The organism is Shewanella septentrionalis, from assembly GCF_025370265.1.
GTDB classification, from domain to species: Bacteria; Pseudomonadota; Gammaproteobacteria; order Enterobacterales; family Shewanellaceae; genus Shewanella; species Shewanella hafniensis.
Map to the genome: position 1 here is coordinate 63,836 of NZ_JAMTCC010000004.1, position 16,026 is coordinate 79,861.

The window sequence follows — 16,026 nt, forward strand, 5'->3', positions numbered from 1 at the left end:
CACGTTAGAATAAAAGAAGCTCACATGATTGTGAGCTTTTTTATTTAAATCAATAATATTGCCGTATTAATCTGAGTTGTTGTCGAACTCAGTATCATCGAGTAACTCAAAGGCTGGAGCGACGTTAGGTACATCTTTAAACAGGCGTGTGAAGTGACGTTGTACGCCTTTCAAATCGATTCCTGCTAAGCCTGAGGCGAAGCCAAACCAAGCATAAAGACCGCTAAAGTTATCGAACATGGGCGGTAAATATTTCGGTGTCGTCAGTATGCCCTCTTGGCAAGCTTGGTATAACACTGGGATATCTTCGATCGCCAATTTACCGAGGAACAACATAGGGATAAGTTCGGGAAGGCCCGAGGTGATAGCGCTGCGGATAAAGTTAATGTTTTCCACATAACCGCGCACATAGGAAATATCCTTAGTGAAGAAGCTGCCGCCTTCCACCATACCTCCACGGAAAACCCTTTGGGTGACGCGGTAACTGTCGGTCGCGCTCAGGTTTAATCCTCTGAAATAATTGAATACTTCAATAAAGTCGGCGCCATTTTCCGCCATGTCGACCGCGGCGACACGGTCGCTGATGCGTCGAGCTCGCCCTGGATTTGAACTGAGGGTTAGCATTTCCAGTAAAACAGCTAAACCCTCTTGAGTCGCGGCTACCCGCGGCGAACCGACACTGAGCCAAGTGGCGTGGGGTTGGGCTCGGCCATTAAGCGTAGTGCCGACATGTACCCAACCTTCGTGAACTTCGTATACATTGAGATCGGATTCGCTAAACATGGCTCTGCTATTGAGCTTAACGGTATCGCCACCCACAGCAGCGTCAGAAACGATACCGTCACTGAGGCGCACGCGCATATCATCGCTATGGAAGTACTTTTCTAAACGTTGACTAAGCACGTGGACCGCTTCGGGTGCGCTAATAATTTTAGGATGATGTTTATTCATGTGTCTCGCCGCAGGCAGCGAGAAAATGTAGCTGAGCTTATCGCCTAACTGGCGCAGCGTATGGCGATCGCCATGCAGTTTATGGCTAGCACTACCGTATAATTCTTGGCTTAATTTACCAAAGGTTGGCGTACCTCTATTTCCTAACATATCAACTACAAGGCGATATTGATCGACGTTGGCTACTAATATCTTGCCGAGTTTATCCCGTTTACCTAAACGTCTATGGATATCCTGTTTGAGGGAGGCGAGTTCTGCTTGGGTTTTGACTGGGTCAAAAGGTAAGGCAATGTTTTGATAGAACTCTTGCTTGATAGCCGGTAGTACAGTGCCCTTATTTGAGAGAAAACGCTCCTCCATTTCCCGCGGCCATTTGATGGCATCTAAGATTTTTATTGGCGTTTGGATGCGAATTAATTCATCGGAAAAACGGCGTAGATCTTGTTGATATTGGGCTAACGACTCAGACATTCCCGTATATCCTGCAGGTAATTTCAGCGAGAGAGATGTGGCTAATCATAGCCTTAAACCTCATTTATTCATATTGATTCGCAGACTAGCTGAGGAAATATACCGATTACATAAATTAACTGTTATCGGTTTTGTGAATCATTTTGGTGCACCTGTGACTATTTTAGCGCTGTGTGCATTGGATATAAATTAATAACTATCTGTTTCATATTGTTTTATTGATATGGCATTAAAGCTGCTTTGTTTTGGACTTAGAAATCGGTTGATTGGAGCAAAACATGGCAGCGATGAGTTATTTGAGTGTGATCGAGCGGTATCACGAATACGAAGCCACAGTGCATGAACTGATGGAGTCCATTTTAACTGGGATTGCCGATGCCGAGTTATTTAAACAACCTAAGGTCGATGTCAAAGCGATGAAAGGAATCGCGAAGAGCTATCCCTTTGTCGAGCTGATGTATTTACTCGATAGCCAAGGCTTGCAGATAAGTCAGAATATCGCTGTAGTAGACCACCAAATTGAGTTAATTCCGTTAGGTGGCAATCGTGATCGCAGCCAACGACCCTATTTCATTAATCGTGATGAGTCCGATGGCGTCAACATTACACGTCCCTATTTATCCAATGCCAGTGGTAATTTATGCCTCTCCGCCTCTTTAGCGATTTATCAACAGGAGCAAAAACTGGGTTATTTAGTGGTGGATGTGGACTTGACCCGTTTGATTGAATTTATGATGGGCGACAGTGCACGGCGGCGCGTAACGCCAGCATTTAAAGCGGTTTATGGCGTGATAGTGGCAGGGTTGTTTGTGCTGGTTACTGTATTGCTCTGGACCGCATTGCGGGATATTTACGGACTCTTTACGGTCGAGCGAATTGGCCAAGAGCCGCTGCAACCTTTTGGGATCATTATCTTTATGACGTTAGCTTTAGCGATTTTTGATCTCGGGAAAACCATTCTCGAAGAAGAAGTGCTAATGCATAAGGATATCTTTCGCCACAGCTCAACGCGGCGAACCATTACACGGTTTGTGTCTACCATCCTTATTGCCATTTCCATTGAGGCGTTATTGACTATGTTCAAGGCGTCACTCGGTGAGAAACAATATATTGAACCCGCAATTTGGATGATGTTAGCCGTAGTTGGTTTACTCGTAGGATTAGGTGCTTACGTTTATTTAGGCGCTAAGGCCGAATGGTTGCTGATTAAAACTCAAGCCTATAAAAGCGGTAAAAAGTGACTGTGAAACTGCAGCGTTTAATGTGGGCATAAGAGGGTTAAACAAAGTCTCACCCAGCACTGAGGGCTGGGTGAGATATTAGGTCTGAGTGGACACGAACTGTGTGAGTTCTAGATGAACACTCTGCGATTTAACGCAGCATCACCCTAATTTTGCCCACTAGATAGTGAGATCAAATAGGCTAGAAAAAATCGTCATCTCCTAATGCACGCTTTAACTCCGCCCGTTCGAGGTAGTCTTCTAAACGCTTTTTGACTTCACGTCTATGTTGCATTGCCTCGGCAGCTTTGCTGTTTCTCGGTGTGGTCATTGCCTCAAGTTCAGTATCGTTGGGCACGACTTCAGTAATATGAGCCATAACGAATTCCTCTTGTTGTTCCTAACGACTTTCTAACTAAAAAGAGTAGGGTAGAAAAGCAAATAATTTTGTGAGTCAGGGTGAAAAATTCTTCCCGTGTGCCGGATGATTCAGCTTGCCGCTGTTTGGCTTAAGCCTGAGGCTACAATTGGATATTTGATTAATTCAGTTCTTGCTTATTTTGTGATTGAGAGCACAACAGTGTCATCGATATATTCGGGTTAATTCCGAGTTAAATAGTAGGATAAACTTGAATTTAGACATATTTACAACAACACTTGTAACTGTGTTTATTGCTGATAGTTTGCTAGGGAATTGGCTCAAATGGACAAGGATGAGTTTTCTAAACTGCATAGCCCATCAAATAATATCTATTTTAGCGTGCTGAGCTCTAGCTGGCTGATGATTATCGCTGCTTTACTTTTCATGGGCATTTCCTGGTATGTGCTGGAGCAATATCTTAGAGATAGGGGTGAAGAGCGTTTCGAAAACAGTGTGCAAGAGTTAACCGAAGCGGTGAATCGCAGAATGCTTGCCTATGAGCAAGTCTTACGCGGTGGTGTTGGCTTGTTATTATCTTCAAATGATGTGACCCGAAAGGAGTGGCAAACCTATGTTGTCAATGCGCATTTATCTGAGTATTACCCAGGTTTTCAAGGCTTTGGCTATGCTCAGTTACTTAAGCCTGACACATTAGATAACCATGTCCAACACGTTCAGGCCGAAGGCTTTAAAGATTATAAAGTATACCCAGAAGGCGTACGTGATCAGTATTGCGTGATCTTGTATTTAGAGCCTTTTGATTGGCGCAATCAAAGAGCCTTTGGTTATGACATGTGTTCCGAGGCTAATCGGCGCAAAGCCATAGATCACGCCATTAGCACTGGCCAGCCAACTATCTCAGGCAAGGTGGCCTTAGTTCAAGATACGCCCGAAGATGCTCAAGCGGGTTTCTTGATGTATTTACCCATTTATCAAGGAACGGTGGCAACGGAGGTTGAACGGAAACAACAGGCGATTGGACTCGTATATGCGGCGTTTAGGATGGACGACCTCATGCAAGGGATTATGGGAGATCGATTCTCAGGTTTGAAACTTGCTATTTATGAAAACCCGCAGGCAAATGCAGACAGTTTAATGTTCACTAGCAGTAAAGTACTGCCAAATCAAAAAGATGTGTTTTATCAGTCACAGACCGACTTGATTGGCGGTAGGCAGTGGCGCTTGGACATTTCATCACAATCGCGTTTTATCTCAAGATCGGAAGAGACCCAAGGTATCTGGCTGCAATTTATCGGTTGTGCATTCATTTTGGCATTGTTTTACTCGGTGCTAATCATGGCGCGTAATCGATATAAAGAGTCATTACTTACCTCTGAGCTAATCGCGAATGAAAAACGCTTTAGACTCGTCATTGAAGCCTCTCCAAGCGCACTGTTTATGGTGGATAAGGCTGGAATTATTACATTGGTAAACACCCATGCCGAACGTTTATTTGGTTATGCCAGAGATGAGTTACTCGGCCGCTCTATCAATATGTTATTGCCAGACGCGCTGAGGGATGTGCACCAGCAGCACATGAATCATTATTTAGTGCAGCCGATTGCGAAAAATATGTCGATGCGGGATGACTTATTTGGCTGTTGTAAAGATGGCAGTCGACTCGCGATAGAAGTGGGGCTGACGCCTATTCATTTCAGTAATGGCATTTTCATTCTTGCGACAATTAACAATGTGTCTGAACGTAAGCGCATTGAAGTTCAGCGTGCAGAACACATGCAAGAGCTTGAGCGCATCAATCAAGAACTCGACCGTTTTGCCTATATCGCTTCCCATGATTTGAAATCCCCGCTACGGGGTATCGAGCAGTTAACCTCTTGGCTAACAGAGGATTTATCCGATAACACCAATGAAAATGAGCAGAAATATCTCTGGCTGATCCAAAGCCGTATTCACCGCATGGTGTTATTGCTCGATGGGCTATTGATGTTCTCCCGTATTGGCCGTGTCGATACTGAAACCACTGAGGTCAACAGTCGGCAACTGGTTGAAGATATGTTTGCGCTCGTTGCGCCACCTCAGGGGTTCGAATTAGTCCTCAAAGGGGAGTTTCCGAACTTCCATACCGTTCGCGCCTTGTTGGAATTAGTGATACGAAATTTAATCAGTAATGCCATTAAGCACCATGACTTAGTTACAGGTGTCATTACCGTTTTATGTGAGAGTACAAGTAAACATTATCTATTCAGTGTGTTGGATGATGGGCCAGGTATTTCGAGTGCCTATCAGAATAAAGTCTTCGAAATGTTTCAAACACTTAAACCTAGAGATGAAGTCGAAGGCAGTGGTTTAGGTTTATCACTTGTGAAGAAAACAGTTGAAAGTTTAGGCGGTAATATTCAACTCAAATCGCAGGGTAGAGGCTGTTGTTTTTACTTTACTTGGCCTAAGCACATAGTGAAAAAGGAGCTTTTATGAGAGCAGCAGATCAATATCAACAGGTCACTATTTTATTAGTTGATGACGATGATGTGGATTACATGGCCGTGCAGCGGGCGATGAGACAGCTTAGGTTACTCAATCCTTTAGTGCGCGCACGGGATGGCATTGAGGCACTCGCAATTCTCACCAGCTTAGACACAATTAAAGGCCCGTATCTAATTTTACTCGACCTTAATATGCCAAGAATGAATGGCTTTGAGTTTCTTGAGCGGATACGTTCAGATCCTTCACTTTCATCATCTGTCGTTTTTATGCTCACGACGTCGAGTACCGATGAAGATAGAATGAAGGCCTATAGTCATCATGTGGCTGGCTACATGGTTAAAACTGACATAAAAGACGGTTTTAACAATATTTTTAACATGCTTGAAGGTTACTGGCGAATAGTCGAGCTCCCATCCGCATAAGGTGAGTATATGGATTTACTACTGATCGATGATGATGAAGTCGATAGAACGGCAATTATCCGAGCACTTAGACAGTCGAAATTGACGTTTAATGTGATCGAAGCCAATTGTGCATTTGATGGGTTAAATCTTGCTTTAGAACGTCATTTCGACGGCATTCTATTGGATTATTTATTGCCCGATGCCAATGGGTTAGAAGTGTTAATTAAGCTCAATGCCATGACGCAAGATCAGACTGTGGTCGTGATGCTGAGTCGCTATGAAGATGAAAAACTGGCCCAGCGCTGCATTGAATTAGGTGCGCAGGATTTTCTGCTCAAGGATGAGGTTAATTCGCGGATACTAACCCGTGCGATTCGCTACGCAAAACAAAGATCTTCAATGGCATTGGCGTTACGTAATAGCCATCAAAAACTCAAAGAGCTGGCCGAGCACGACTCGCTCACTAAGTTGGTTAATCGTTATGGCTTTGAACTGTGTCTGAATCGAGCGATCGCAAGGGCGAAACGTTGCCACGATTATTTAGCCGTTATCTTACTCGATCTCGATGATTTTAAAGCGATCAATGACACTTTAGGCCACCAAACTGGTGATGTGCTGTTAGTTCAAGTGGCGGCCAGATTAAGTGAAGTGCTGCGCGATGGCGATATTATTGCCCGCTTAGGCGGGGACGAATTTGTCGTACTGGTGACGGATAACGATTATAAATATTTCCCCATGATAGTGGCCAATCGACTGCTAAAAGTCTTTGAGGACGTGTTTTGTCTCGGTGATAACGACGTGCTTATTGGTGCCAGTATCGGTGTGGCTTTTTATAATGAAGCGGCTTCGAATAGTTCTGAATTGATGAAATGCGCCGATATCGCCATGTATCGCGCTAAAAAGATGGGCCGAAATCAGATACAGTTTTATTCGGAAGCCTTAGATAAAGAGGTGCGCTACCGTAATCATATCGAGTCAAGTTTGCGTATGGCCTTAAAAAGACATGAGTTTAAGGTCCATTATCAGGCACAGGTTAATGCGAAAACCCATCAGTTGGTGGGGATGGAAGCCCTTATCCGATGGCAGCATCCAGTGGATGGCATTATCGCCCCCGATCAATTTTTACCTATTGCTGACGAAATTGGCTTAATGGATGACATTGATGATTGGGTGCTTGAACAAGCCTGCACCCAAGCTCAGATTTGGTTATCCCAGTTACAGCCTTTAGGCCAAGAATTTACTATTGCAGTTAACCTCTCCGCCTCTCAAATAGGCAATGAGAACCTGTTCGATAAAATAGTGCATATATTGACTAAGACAGGCTTGCCTGCTGGAGCATTAGAGCTTGAAATTACAGAGAATTGCCTTATTGAAGATCCCCATGCACATGCCAAAGTGCTCGATAGAATCGCCGGATTAGGGGTGCGTTTTGCCCTCGATGATTTCGGGACGGGTTTTTCGTCATTAGAACACATTAAACTGTTTCCGATCAGCGTGCTGAAAATCGATAAAAGCTTTGTCGCTTCCTACGATAAAGATGAAAAAGACACCCGATTGCTCGCCGCTTTACTCAACTTTGCCTATGGTTTTAATGTTATTTCTGTGGCGGAGGGAGTGGAAACCGTTGAGCAAGCAGAGTTTTGTACTGCGCGCCATTGCACGGTTTTACAAGGGTATTTATTTTCACGTCCCTTAGATACCGCGGCGTTTGAGGCCAAGTATATTCTGCCACTATTAACCCAAACTCAGCTCCCTGTGTGAGAGGTCTCGAACTATTTCAATAGCATAGTGATTTCGTCTGGTGAGGAATATTTTCTTGCTTTACACTGAGCAATAGACAAATATCAGCCCCTTTTTCTGTCGCTGTGCTTTTAGTGCTGCAGAACGGTTTATTCACTCATGCTTAAGTTGGTCACTCAGCAATGAAAATAGGTATTTTATCCCAATTCCCCCAGTTGTATTCGACGCAACGTTTAGTGGAGGCTTGTCAAAGCCGTGGACATGAAGCGGTCGTGATCAATACACTGAACTGCTACATGAATATTAATTCCATTAAGCCTAGCATTCATTATGAAGGCACTGAATTAGTTGGCTTTGATGCCATCATTCCGCGTATTCATGCCAGCGTGACTTTTTATGGTTGTGCCGTTGTTCGTCAGTTCGAGATGATGGGCGTGTATGCGGCGAATGATTCAATCTCTATTGCGCGTTCTCGGGACAAATTACGGGCGCTGCAATTGCTCTCCCGTAAAGGGATTGGCATGCCAGTGACAGGCTTTGCCAATAAGCCAAATGATATCCCCGACCTCATCAATATGGTGGGCGGCGCTCCGTTAGTCATTAAGTTACTCGAAGGTACTCAAGGGATTGGCGTGGTATTAGCTGAGACGAAAACGGCTGCTGAGAGCGTGATAGAAGCATTCTTGGGGCTGAAAGCGAATATCTTAGTACAGGAATACATTAAAGAATCCAATGGCAGTGATATTCGTTGTTTTGTTGTCGGTGACAAGGTCATCGCCTCTATGAAGCGCCAAGGTCCCGAGGGGGATTTTCGCTCTAATCTGCATTTGGGTGGCTGTGGTGAGGTGGTTAAAATCACTGCAGTGGAACGTAAGATGGCGATTGCGGCGGTGAAAGCGATGGGATTGGTGGTCGCTGGGGTGGATATTTTACGCTCTAATCGTGGTCCTTTGATCCTTGAGGTGAATTCGGCGCCAGGCATTGAAGGGATTGAACAAACCACAGGGATTTCAGTGACTGAGCCTATTGTTGAATATATCGAGAAAATGGTCGCTGCCCGTAAAACCAATAGACCTATTATTGCCTAATAGTTGATTACGCTAAAAAAACGCTACCGTTTAAGGTGGCGTTTTTTATGCTTAGAGCTTAGACGTAAGATCCTAAATGTTAGATCTTAGAGATCAAAGCTGTAGGAATAGCCGAGTACCAGTTTGGCATCATCATCGGTGAGATCGGTATCAGAAACCATGAACGACACTGTGCCCATGCTGGTATCTGCACTTAGTGTGACGTTATAGTCGGCATAGTTATCTTCGCCAAACCAAGATTGCACAACATCACCGCTTGAGTAGCCATAGTGCACTGATAAGCTAAGTTTTTCAGTGAGAGGCACAGAGACAGTCGCGGCAAGATAGCTGAGATCTTTATTATCTAACGGATCGGCGGCGACATCGTCACCGGCATTGATGACATGGGAGTAACCCAGTTCAAGCCACTTCCAAGTTACTGCAGCATGGAGTTCACCAAAATCAATGCTGCCAGGAGCGTCTGGGTAGGCGTAGTAGAGGTAGCCAAAGTCGTAACTGATGTCTTCGGTAATATTGCCACCATAACCCGCGTAGAGATCTAGCTCGTAGCTCGTATCATCACCAAAATCCACATTCGATGCCCAAGTGCCGGCATAAAATCCAGAATCATGGCTGTAGTCAATCCCACCTTGGATTGCGACCGCATCTTTAGTTTGGGTCGCACCGCGCCATAGGTAATTAGAGGTACCACCAATGTTGCCTGATACGGCTGCAAAGGCATTGCCAGCCAGTAACATTCCCGTCGATAAGGCCAAAACGCTATACAGTGATTTCTTCATGCTCATCCCCTCGATTGACTTATTTATCGATTCACCATTGGCGCACTTAAGTAAGCAGTGGTCATTAGTGCATCTTGGTTTTTTTCTAAGAAGGGATTTGCTAATCACATGCCACTATTACAATCATATGTAAAACAATACATTAGAATATCAAGTGTTAATGAAATGTTTTTATTTGCCAGCTTATGGGGCAGAGGCGCACTCTTGTTGTGCAAAAAATATTCAGGGTTTCACTGGAAGAAAGCAAAAAAAAACGCCTCACAATGGAGGCGTTGTTTTGAATTTTCTCGCTTAGTTTACGCTGTCGCGTAGGGTTTTACCCGCTTTAAACTTAGGCACAGTCGCTTCAGCGATTTGAATTTCTTTACCCGTTTGTGGGTTACGGCCAGTGCGAGCAGCACGAGTCGCAGTTTCAAACGAACCGAAGCCTACGATGGAGATTTTGTCACCATTTTTCATTGATTCGGTAATGGCTGCTTCAAAAGACTTCAATGCGCGTGCGGCTTCTACTTTCGTTAGATCGGCATTTTCTGCAATTTTGGCGATAAGTTCAGTTTTGTTCATTTTTATTGTCTCTTCTTTCCGTAGATTTATTTGAAATAAGCGTGCCTAACATGCCATAAGGTTCAGCGCTTGGAAAGCCTTTTGCGTCTAAGCTGCCGCAGGATGTTCGGTAAAGCGCAGAATATTTACTCAGTTCGTGACTTAAGTTTTATTCTGGTTTCATTCTTCTAACAGTTGATAGAGTAATTTTTTAACCAATTTGGGTTCAAAGGGCTTGTCGCATAAGGCATTCACCCCCGCTTGGGACACATTGCTGAGGTGGGTATCGTTGGCTTCGGAAGATACCATTAAGATGGGAATGTGCGATTGCTGGCTTTCGCTGCGAATATATTGAGTCAGCGCAAGACCATCTACGCTGGGCATATTGTAGTCAGTGATGACTAAGTCGAACATATTGTTTTTCATCAACGCTATGGCCTGTGCACCATCTTCGGCCTCGGTAATCAGTTTCATCCCTAAGTTACCGATAGTGCGTTTAATGACATTTCTTGCCATACGGCTATCATCGACCACTAATACGCGCACATCTTGCACATCGAAGTTACTGAGGTCGAGTTCATCGTGGCTGAGCAGATCGATAGTGGCATTTAAGGCTGTGGCTAAATGGTCGGCACTGAAGGGCTTAGGCAGGATAGCGACCACACCCGATTGGCGGAATATCTCAAGTTGCTCACGGCGACACTCACTCGAGACCAGCATAAATTGAATATCTTTGCAGTCCGCGTTAGCCCTTAGGTAACCCAAAAGATCAATGGCGGTGCCATCATCAAAATGCATGGCGCTGGCGATAAGATCGGGTTTGTGGCGAGCAATAATATCTTTAGCCGCTTCGATATTTTCTGCGGTTTGAATGCTGAGAATACCTTCTTGTTGCAAGCGCTGAATAATTATTCGACGCTGGATATCTGAAGGTTCTACCAAAAGAATGGATAGTTCACTGGGCGATAAATGGCTCATAGTCTACTTCAAGTTAAGAGTCGCAAGTATTTTATTGGGTCGCTAAGCTACGCTATTAGTAACAGCTTAGCAACAAATGTCCATTACCGTGTTTGACGGGTCAAATAATGACTCGTGACCTTAGAAAATGCGATCCAATACTGCAAGAGTAAAATGACAATAATGCTTATTGTCAGCGGCAACATAGGAATATTGTGGCCAGAAACAATCACTTTTACATCTTCAGGGGTAATACGATAGGCAATAATCGCTGTGATACCTAGGGCAGAAAATCCTAAGGTTTGCATGCCGATATAAATCTTCAATACTAAGCTCGACCATGGCGTGCGCATCATTATGCCAACGAGCACGGGGAGGACGCCTAGGGTGAATACATCAAAGGATTGCGTTGTCACGGCCCGTAAAAGTGCGGCAATGCTGAAGAGGCAATATAAAGAGATCAGTAGCATAAGACGTTTAGGCATAGATGGATATGTAGACAGGTAGCGAAGAAGATGAGCAAGTGTAGGAAATGCCCTAATCCGAGTCCAGCATAACCTTAATATCGTGTAGAATAAGCCTTTTGCGAAAGGCTTATTCTATTAGGTGAAGTTTATGACAGAAGTTGAGTTTTGGGGTTTAGTCACGCGTACGGAGGCGGCGCAATCACAGGAGTCTTTGGCTCAAGCACTGAAGCAGAAACTCGCCGAACTGAGTAATGAAGAGTTAAAAGCCTTCGATAAAATATTTGGTCAGCAGATGCGCCGTAGCTATTTGTGGTCGGTTTGGGGCGCGGCTTACATTATTACGGGCTGTGATTCTGAATATGCCTTTGCCGAATTCAGGTGTTTTTTGATTTCACTCGGCAAAGAAATCTACGATGGTGTGGTTAATCAGCCTGATACTTTAGCGCGTTTAGCCGCTTGGCCTGAGCGAGATGCCTATGCTTATCCCTTTGTGGATGAATACGATCTTATTGCTGGGCAATTATATGAAGATAGAACCGGTGATGAATTGCCCTTTATGCCATCGGGCAAGGCGACGCCCGTGGGGAAAAAATTTAGCACTAAGTCCAAGGATTTAAAGCAACAATACCCTGAGCTCAGCGCCCGTTTTCCATTTTAATCTTGCAATCGCTTATGAGCGTAAGCAGGCATTGGTTGTGACATCGAAGGTCATGCCGTATTTAGGGCAGATGTCATTCATAAACTCATGTTCTTGCACGGTTAATTGCTGAGTAAAATCTTGCTTAAGCTGCTCAGTCATTTGGGTTTCAGCCGCATGTTGCGTCTTAGCCAATTTGCTAAAATGAGCGTTAACTGCCTGTTGTTGGCTGATGGTCAATGGCGCCGCATGGCTTGAAAGACTTATGCAAGTTCCGATCGTTAGCAGAGCCAGTAAAGCGAATTTATGTGAGTAAGAATTTGATAAATTTGCTGTTTTTAGGTTCATAGGTAAGCTCCAAGTTAAAAATTACGTTTAACACGTCAGTTCTAAATCGTGCATCCTTAGACGGTAAAGAAAACGAGTTGTACTGTGAGGGGCTTAGCTTATTGTATAAATATTGAACCTATGCTGAACGGTTAGTTAGCGCTCATTCTTCATTTCTTTGCATTGAAAGCCTTGCTTGCGTGTATCGAACTGGCACATAGAACCACATTCCCAAGGTACATCGTCGTAAAAGGCCGATTGTTCGCGTGCAAAATCGCGGCAGGTCTCATAGCTGTCAAAGTTATCGGTTTTTTTATACTTTCCAGAGTCATAGCCATGGTTATAGATAAAGGCAGACCAAGTTTTAGGGCCGGTATTTTTATCACTCGGGGAGATAAACCAAATCGCACTAACCACGCATGTAAACAGGATAAGAATGAACACAGGTACAACGGGGAATTTCATTTTATTAAGTGAGCCATGTAAACAATAGCGGAAGGATAACGTTTTTTTTGTGGTTATGCGCGTAAAATGTTCACAAATTGATAACTATGCACTTACTTAGTGCAGTCTCGATACAAAAAGATACGTGTCAATTGTGGTTATCAGATAAAATTTACGTATTTATACAAAAGCTTACACAGCATTAGCTGTACTTATATCAGTTTTGCGTTAAGCTCTAGTTCAGGTTAGATTTTGTACTGTGGTTCTCAGAAAGTTATCTAGGCCTTGGAGGCAAACATGAAAATTCAGTCCCTTTTACTCGCAGGTGTATTAAGTTGCAGTGCGGCTTGGGCAGCCGACGAAGCGCCTGTGAATCCCGTCACCGAAGATGGGGTGGTTAAAATTGTTTGGCAAAGTCCTAAGGATTTTCGCGATATCAAATCATCGGGGGAAATCCAATCCCGCTATGAAAAGCGCTTATTTGAGACCTTAACAGAAAACATCAATAAAGAAGCTGCGAAGATTTTAAAGCCGAATCAAAAGCTTGAAATGACTATCACCGATGTTGATCTGGCGGGTGATATGCGCCCAACCTTTGGCGCGACCGCCAATGATTTACGCATTATTAAAGACATTTATCCACCGCGTATAACTTTTTCCTATCAAGTTTTAGAAAACGATAAAGTGATTATTGCGGGTGATGAAAAACTGACGGATATGGGTTTCATGGATGGGATTAAATCTTTAACAGATAAACCTTTTATGTACGAAACCAAAATGTTGACTGATTGGTTAAAGAAGACGATTGCCCCACAACTTTAATCGTCAATCCTTCAATTGTTAAATCGGTCACTTAAGACTCAAGCACTGAGCGCTTGAGTTTCGATAGTAAGGTGATTTTCTAACAGGTAAAATCCGTTATTCGCGGATTTTGCCTGTTTTTTTGCCCGGGCACTTAAGGTCGACAGGCTGTGTTCATTGGCGTTAAAGGTCAGTGCTGGTGGCAAGATACCCACGCACAGGCTGATCAATTGATGGTAGCAGGCTTCGCCTTGTCTATCGTCGGCGAGCATCTCTTGAGCTTGCCAATGCTCGGCGCTGTAAAACAAATGCTTATGGGTTTCAAAGTCCGCTAGAATTCGTTGGCAACGGCTGATCATATGTTCACAGGTGCTGATAATCACAAAGTCATCGCCGCCCACATGGCCGACAAAGCAATTGTCACTTTTATATTTCAGTAACAGATTAGTCACTTCACAAATCACTTCATCGCCGCGACAAAAGCCATAAATATCGTTATAGGGCTTAAAGTTACATAAATCAAAATAGGCTAGATAAAAGTGTTTCTTTTGGATTTTAAGGCGTTTTAATTCCTCCTGAATGGGCACATTGCCCGGCAAGTCTGTCAGAGGATTTGCATGGCGGGCCATCTTAATTCTGTGCTCTGTGATCCTTTGCAGTAAATCTTTAGTGTGGCCTATGCCGAGCAGTTTGCCTCGGCGAAGTATGATGAACTGCTGAGCGACTGTATTGGCCGTCTCTGAGGTCAGCAATTGGCTCACAGTAGATAAGGGTTCGTTGGCCTCAATTTGGATGACCTGCGGGTCCATCACTTCACTTACGGCATGATTCTCATGCAAGGCACGACCATAGGGCGTACTGAAAAGTTCGAGTAAGGTCGCGCGGCTGATAATCCCCAGCGGCAACTGATTATCGACTACCACAACCGCCTGCAGTGCGGGTTGCGAGCTAAAGGTGTCACTTAAAAATTTGAGTTTGAGTGTGGGCGCCACTGTGATGGCGTTCGTGCACAGGCTTTCGGCGGATTCGCTGTATCTAGGTTGAATCTGAGTATTGTTTGGCACTAAGGTCGCTTTCATCGCGCGGCAGGGGAGCACTTCTGGACGCCCTAGCAAATAGCCTTGGCAATAGACGATACCCAGTTGTTTGAGTACGGCTAATTCCTCTTGCGTTTCAATCCCTTCTGCTATCACTTTGCAGGTTAAGCTTTGGCATAACTCCACAATCGAGCGGACAAACTCTTGTTTGACAGGGGTCGAATCAATTTCATGGATAAAGTGGCGGTCAATTTTGACATAGTCGGGCGACAATTCTGACCAGAGCCTTAAACCTGAATAACCCGCACCTAAGTCATCGATGGCCGTTAAAAAACCTTGGCTGCGATAATGATTCAAGCAAGATTTGAGTAAGTCGATATCATCGGCGGGATATTGCTCCGACAGCTCAATCACCACCTGCGATGGTGCTATGCCGAGTTGTTGCAACAGCTGTAAGGTCATGCCCTTGGGGTGCGCGGGATCTAATAATGCCTTGGGTGAGATATTGATAAACAGCTTGCCTTGGAACTGACGCAGCTTAAATTGCTCGAGTGAAATGCGCCGACAAAGGGTTTCTAACTCGCTTAACTTGCCTTCATGCTCGGCGGTCTGAAATAGCGGCACTGGAGAGTATAACGGGCTGTGTTCAGGGCCGCGGCTCAAGGCTTCAAAACCGTGGATCTTATGTTCTAATATATTGAAAATTGGCTGAAATAAGGGACTGATTGCCGCTTTAGAAATTATTTTATCGAGCTCTTTAGCCAAATCTAAACTTGTCATTACGTCAGCCCCTTCGTCTATGTGAGCGGAGTCTATGACTTAGAAATGACAAAATGATGACAATTTTGAGGGAGCTTAGCGTTAGCTATGCTGGGGTTTGAGTGGATAGCAGATGAAAAGAGCTGAATGCCAATGGCGAGTTTCAGCTCTTAATCAAGCTTAGCTTTGCGTCTTAAAGGCCTGCAATGTTTGCAGTAACGCACCGAGCTGGCGCACATAGGTTTCGAGTTCTTTAGGATCGAGCGCCTCATATTCTTCCATGCGAGTTAAGTCATCGACCAACTCTTGTACATAGGGTAGAAAACGATTACTCGAAGCGATAAAACCTTGTTCTGCCGTGAATATGCTGGTGAAGTTTCCATGGCCAGCTTTCTTTAGCTCATCTAACTTAGCGTCGGCGTCTATGGCTTGGCGATAGGCGATTTGAAGATTCTCTTTCAGTTGCTCTATAACCTTGGTATGTGGCATAACAGCGTCTCATTGCAAAATTTGCAGGAATTATAAGGGGCAAAGG

The 16,026-nt window shown here is 44.3% G+C and carries 17 protein-coding genes; 7 read left to right on the plus strand and 10 right to left on the minus strand.

Annotated elements, in window-relative coordinates:
• Positions 1 to 66: 66 nt before the first annotated feature.
• Complete coding sequence (locus NE536_RS03265; RefSeq protein ID WP_106648241.1) at positions 67 to 1,422, minus strand: flavohemoglobin expression-modulating QEGLA motif protein; 1,356 nt, start codon at positions 1,420 to 1,422, stop codon at positions 67 to 69.
• 278 nt (positions 1,423 to 1,700) lie between these two features.
• Here NE536_RS03265 and NE536_RS03270 point away from each other — a divergent pair, with 278 nt between their 5' ends.
• A complete protein-coding gene (locus NE536_RS03270; protein WP_261271788.1) occupies positions 1,701 to 2,663 on the plus strand; it encodes a PDC sensor domain-containing protein in 963 nt (320 codons plus the stop codon).
• Positions 2,664 to 2,844: 181 nt separating this feature from the next.
• On the opposite strand, the gene NE536_RS03275 is transcribed toward NE536_RS03270, so the two are convergent.
• A complete protein-coding gene (locus tag NE536_RS03275) occupies positions 2,845 to 3,021 on the minus strand; it encodes a PA3496 family putative envelope integrity protein (protein ID WP_006079984.1) in 177 nt (58 codons plus the stop codon).
• A 324-nt stretch (positions 3,022 to 3,345) separates the two neighbouring features.
• Between NE536_RS03275 and NE536_RS03280 the strand changes: the two genes are divergently transcribed.
• From NE536_RS03280 to rimK, 4 genes are all read left to right on the plus strand, one after another.
• The gene (locus NE536_RS03280; RefSeq protein ID WP_261271789.1) at positions 3,346 to 5,499 is read left to right on the plus strand and encodes a CHASE domain-containing sensor histidine kinase; all 2,154 of its coding nucleotides are present in this window, start codon (positions 3,346 to 3,348) and stop codon (positions 5,497 to 5,499) included.
• The gene (locus NE536_RS03285) at positions 5,496 to 5,930 is read left to right on the plus strand and encodes a response regulator (RefSeq protein WP_006079986.1); all 435 of its coding nucleotides are present in this window, start codon (positions 5,496 to 5,498) and stop codon (positions 5,928 to 5,930) included. The genes NE536_RS03280 and NE536_RS03285 overlap by 4 nt, the downstream gene beginning before the upstream one ends.
• 9 nt (positions 5,931 to 5,939) lie before the next feature.
• Complete coding sequence (locus tag NE536_RS03290; protein ID WP_261271790.1) at positions 5,940 to 7,673, plus strand: putative bifunctional diguanylate cyclase/phosphodiesterase; 1,734 nt, start codon at positions 5,940 to 5,942, stop codon at positions 7,671 to 7,673.
• Positions 7,674 to 7,834: 161 nt separating this feature from the next.
• Positions 7,835 to 8,740: a 30S ribosomal protein S6--L-glutamate ligase gene (rimK, locus tag NE536_RS03295; RefSeq protein ID WP_006079988.1), complete on the plus strand. Its 906-nt coding sequence runs from the start codon at positions 7,835 to 7,837 to the stop codon at positions 8,738 to 8,740.
• Positions 8,741 to 8,826: 86 nt separating this feature from the next.
• Here the strand turns inward: rimK and NE536_RS03300 are convergent, their stop codons facing one another.
• The 4 genes from NE536_RS03300 to NE536_RS03315 all read right to left on the minus strand — a co-directional run bounded on the left by NE536_RS03300 (position 8,827) and on the right by NE536_RS03315 (position 11,504).
• The gene (locus NE536_RS03300; RefSeq protein ID WP_261271791.1) at positions 8,827 to 9,519 is read right to left on the minus strand and encodes a TorF family putative porin; all 693 of its coding nucleotides are present in this window, start codon (positions 9,517 to 9,519) and stop codon (positions 8,827 to 8,829) included.
• Positions 9,520 to 9,810: 291 nt separating this feature from the next.
• The gene (locus NE536_RS03305; protein ID WP_006079990.1) at positions 9,811 to 10,083 is read right to left on the minus strand and encodes an HU family DNA-binding protein; all 273 of its coding nucleotides are present in this window, start codon (positions 10,081 to 10,083) and stop codon (positions 9,811 to 9,813) included.
• 159 nt (positions 10,084 to 10,242) lie between these two features.
• Positions 10,243 to 11,040 (minus strand): response regulator, encoded by a 798-nt coding sequence (locus tag NE536_RS03310; protein WP_126492811.1) that lies wholly within the window; start codon positions 11,038 to 11,040, stop codon positions 10,243 to 10,245.
• A gap of 83 nt (positions 11,041 to 11,123) precedes the next feature.
• Complete coding sequence (locus NE536_RS03315) at positions 11,124 to 11,504, minus strand: hypothetical protein (protein WP_261271792.1); 381 nt, start codon at positions 11,502 to 11,504, stop codon at positions 11,124 to 11,126.
• Positions 11,505 to 11,634: 130 nt separating this feature from the next.
• Here NE536_RS03315 and NE536_RS03320 point away from each other — a divergent pair, with 130 nt between their 5' ends.
• A complete protein-coding gene (locus NE536_RS03320) occupies positions 11,635 to 12,144 on the plus strand; it encodes a DUF4240 domain-containing protein (protein ID WP_261271793.1) in 510 nt (169 codons plus the stop codon).
• A 12-nt stretch (positions 12,145 to 12,156) separates the two neighbouring features.
• Here the strand turns inward: NE536_RS03320 and NE536_RS03325 are convergent, their stop codons facing one another.
• Together NE536_RS03325 and NE536_RS03330 are read right to left on the minus strand one after the other, a co-directional pair.
• A complete protein-coding gene (locus NE536_RS03325) occupies positions 12,157 to 12,471 on the minus strand; it encodes a hypothetical protein (RefSeq protein WP_261271794.1) in 315 nt (104 codons plus the stop codon).
• Positions 12,472 to 12,606: 135 nt separating this feature from the next.
• Positions 12,607 to 12,915, minus strand: coding sequence for a hypothetical protein (locus tag NE536_RS03330; protein WP_012090285.1), 309 nt, complete (start codon positions 12,913 to 12,915; stop codon positions 12,607 to 12,609).
• Positions 12,916 to 13,191: 276 nt separating this feature from the next.
• On the opposite strand from NE536_RS03330, the gene NE536_RS03335 reads away from it, so the two are divergent.
• Positions 13,192 to 13,716, plus strand: a complete 525-nt coding sequence (locus NE536_RS03335) for a DUF3016 domain-containing protein (RefSeq protein ID WP_261271795.1) — start codon at positions 13,192 to 13,194, stop codon at positions 13,714 to 13,716.
• A 38-nt stretch (positions 13,717 to 13,754) separates the two neighbouring features.
• Here the strand turns inward: NE536_RS03335 and NE536_RS03340 are convergent, their stop codons facing one another.
• A complete protein-coding gene (locus NE536_RS03340; protein WP_261271796.1) occupies positions 13,755 to 15,512 on the minus strand; it encodes a GGDEF domain-containing protein in 1,758 nt (585 codons plus the stop codon).
• Between the two features lie 159 nt (positions 15,513 to 15,671).
• Complete coding sequence (locus tag NE536_RS03345) at positions 15,672 to 15,980, minus strand: hypothetical protein (protein WP_006079998.1); 309 nt, start codon at positions 15,978 to 15,980, stop codon at positions 15,672 to 15,674.
• Between the last annotated feature and the right edge of the window lie 46 nt (positions 15,981 to 16,026).

Bases quoted from the DNA above. Each gene is read 5' to 3' on its own strand.
- NE536_RS03265 (WP_106648241.1), bottom strand. From the start codon at position 1,422: ATGTCTGAGTCGTTAGCCCAATATCAACAAGATCTACGCCGTTTTTCC.
- NE536_RS03270 (WP_261271788.1), top strand. From the start codon at position 1,701: ATGGCAGCGATGAGTTATTTGAGTGTGATCGAGCGGTATCACGAATAC.
- NE536_RS03275 (WP_006079984.1), bottom strand. From the start codon at position 3,021: ATGGCTCATATTACTGAAGTCGTGCCCAACGATACTGAACTTGAGGCA.
- NE536_RS03280 (WP_261271789.1), top strand. From the start codon at position 3,346: ATGGACAAGGATGAGTTTTCTAAACTGCATAGCCCATCAAATAATATC.
- NE536_RS03285 (WP_006079986.1), top strand. From the start codon at position 5,496: ATGAGAGCAGCAGATCAATATCAACAGGTCACTATTTTATTAGTTGAT.
- NE536_RS03290 (WP_261271790.1), top strand. From the start codon at position 5,940: ATGGATTTACTACTGATCGATGATGATGAAGTCGATAGAACGGCAATT.
- rimK (WP_006079988.1), top strand. From the start codon at position 7,835: ATGAAAATAGGTATTTTATCCCAATTCCCCCAGTTGTATTCGACGCAA.
- NE536_RS03300 (WP_261271791.1), bottom strand. From the start codon at position 9,519: ATGAAGAAATCACTGTATAGCGTTTTGGCCTTATCGACGGGAATGTTA.
- NE536_RS03305 (WP_006079990.1), bottom strand. From the start codon at position 10,083: ATGAACAAAACTGAACTTATCGCCAAAATTGCAGAAAATGCCGATCTA.
- NE536_RS03310 (WP_126492811.1), bottom strand. From the start codon at position 11,040: ATGAGCCATTTATCGCCCAGTGAACTATCCATTCTTTTGGTAGAACCT.
- NE536_RS03315 (WP_261271792.1), bottom strand. From the start codon at position 11,504: ATGCCTAAACGTCTTATGCTACTGATCTCTTTATATTGCCTCTTCAGC.
- NE536_RS03320 (WP_261271793.1), top strand. From the start codon at position 11,635: ATGACAGAAGTTGAGTTTTGGGGTTTAGTCACGCGTACGGAGGCGGCG.
- NE536_RS03325 (WP_261271794.1), bottom strand. From the start codon at position 12,471: ATGAACCTAAAAACAGCAAATTTATCAAATTCTTACTCACATAAATTC.
- NE536_RS03330 (WP_012090285.1), bottom strand. From the start codon at position 12,915: ATGAAATTCCCCGTTGTACCTGTGTTCATTCTTATCCTGTTTACATGC.
- NE536_RS03335 (WP_261271795.1), top strand. From the start codon at position 13,192: ATGAAAATTCAGTCCCTTTTACTCGCAGGTGTATTAAGTTGCAGTGCG.
- NE536_RS03340 (WP_261271796.1), bottom strand. From the start codon at position 15,512: ATGACAAGTTTAGATTTGGCTAAAGAGCTCGATAAAATAATTTCTAAA.
- NE536_RS03345 (WP_006079998.1), bottom strand. From the start codon at position 15,980: ATGCCACATACCAAGGTTATAGAGCAACTGAAAGAGAATCTTCAAATC.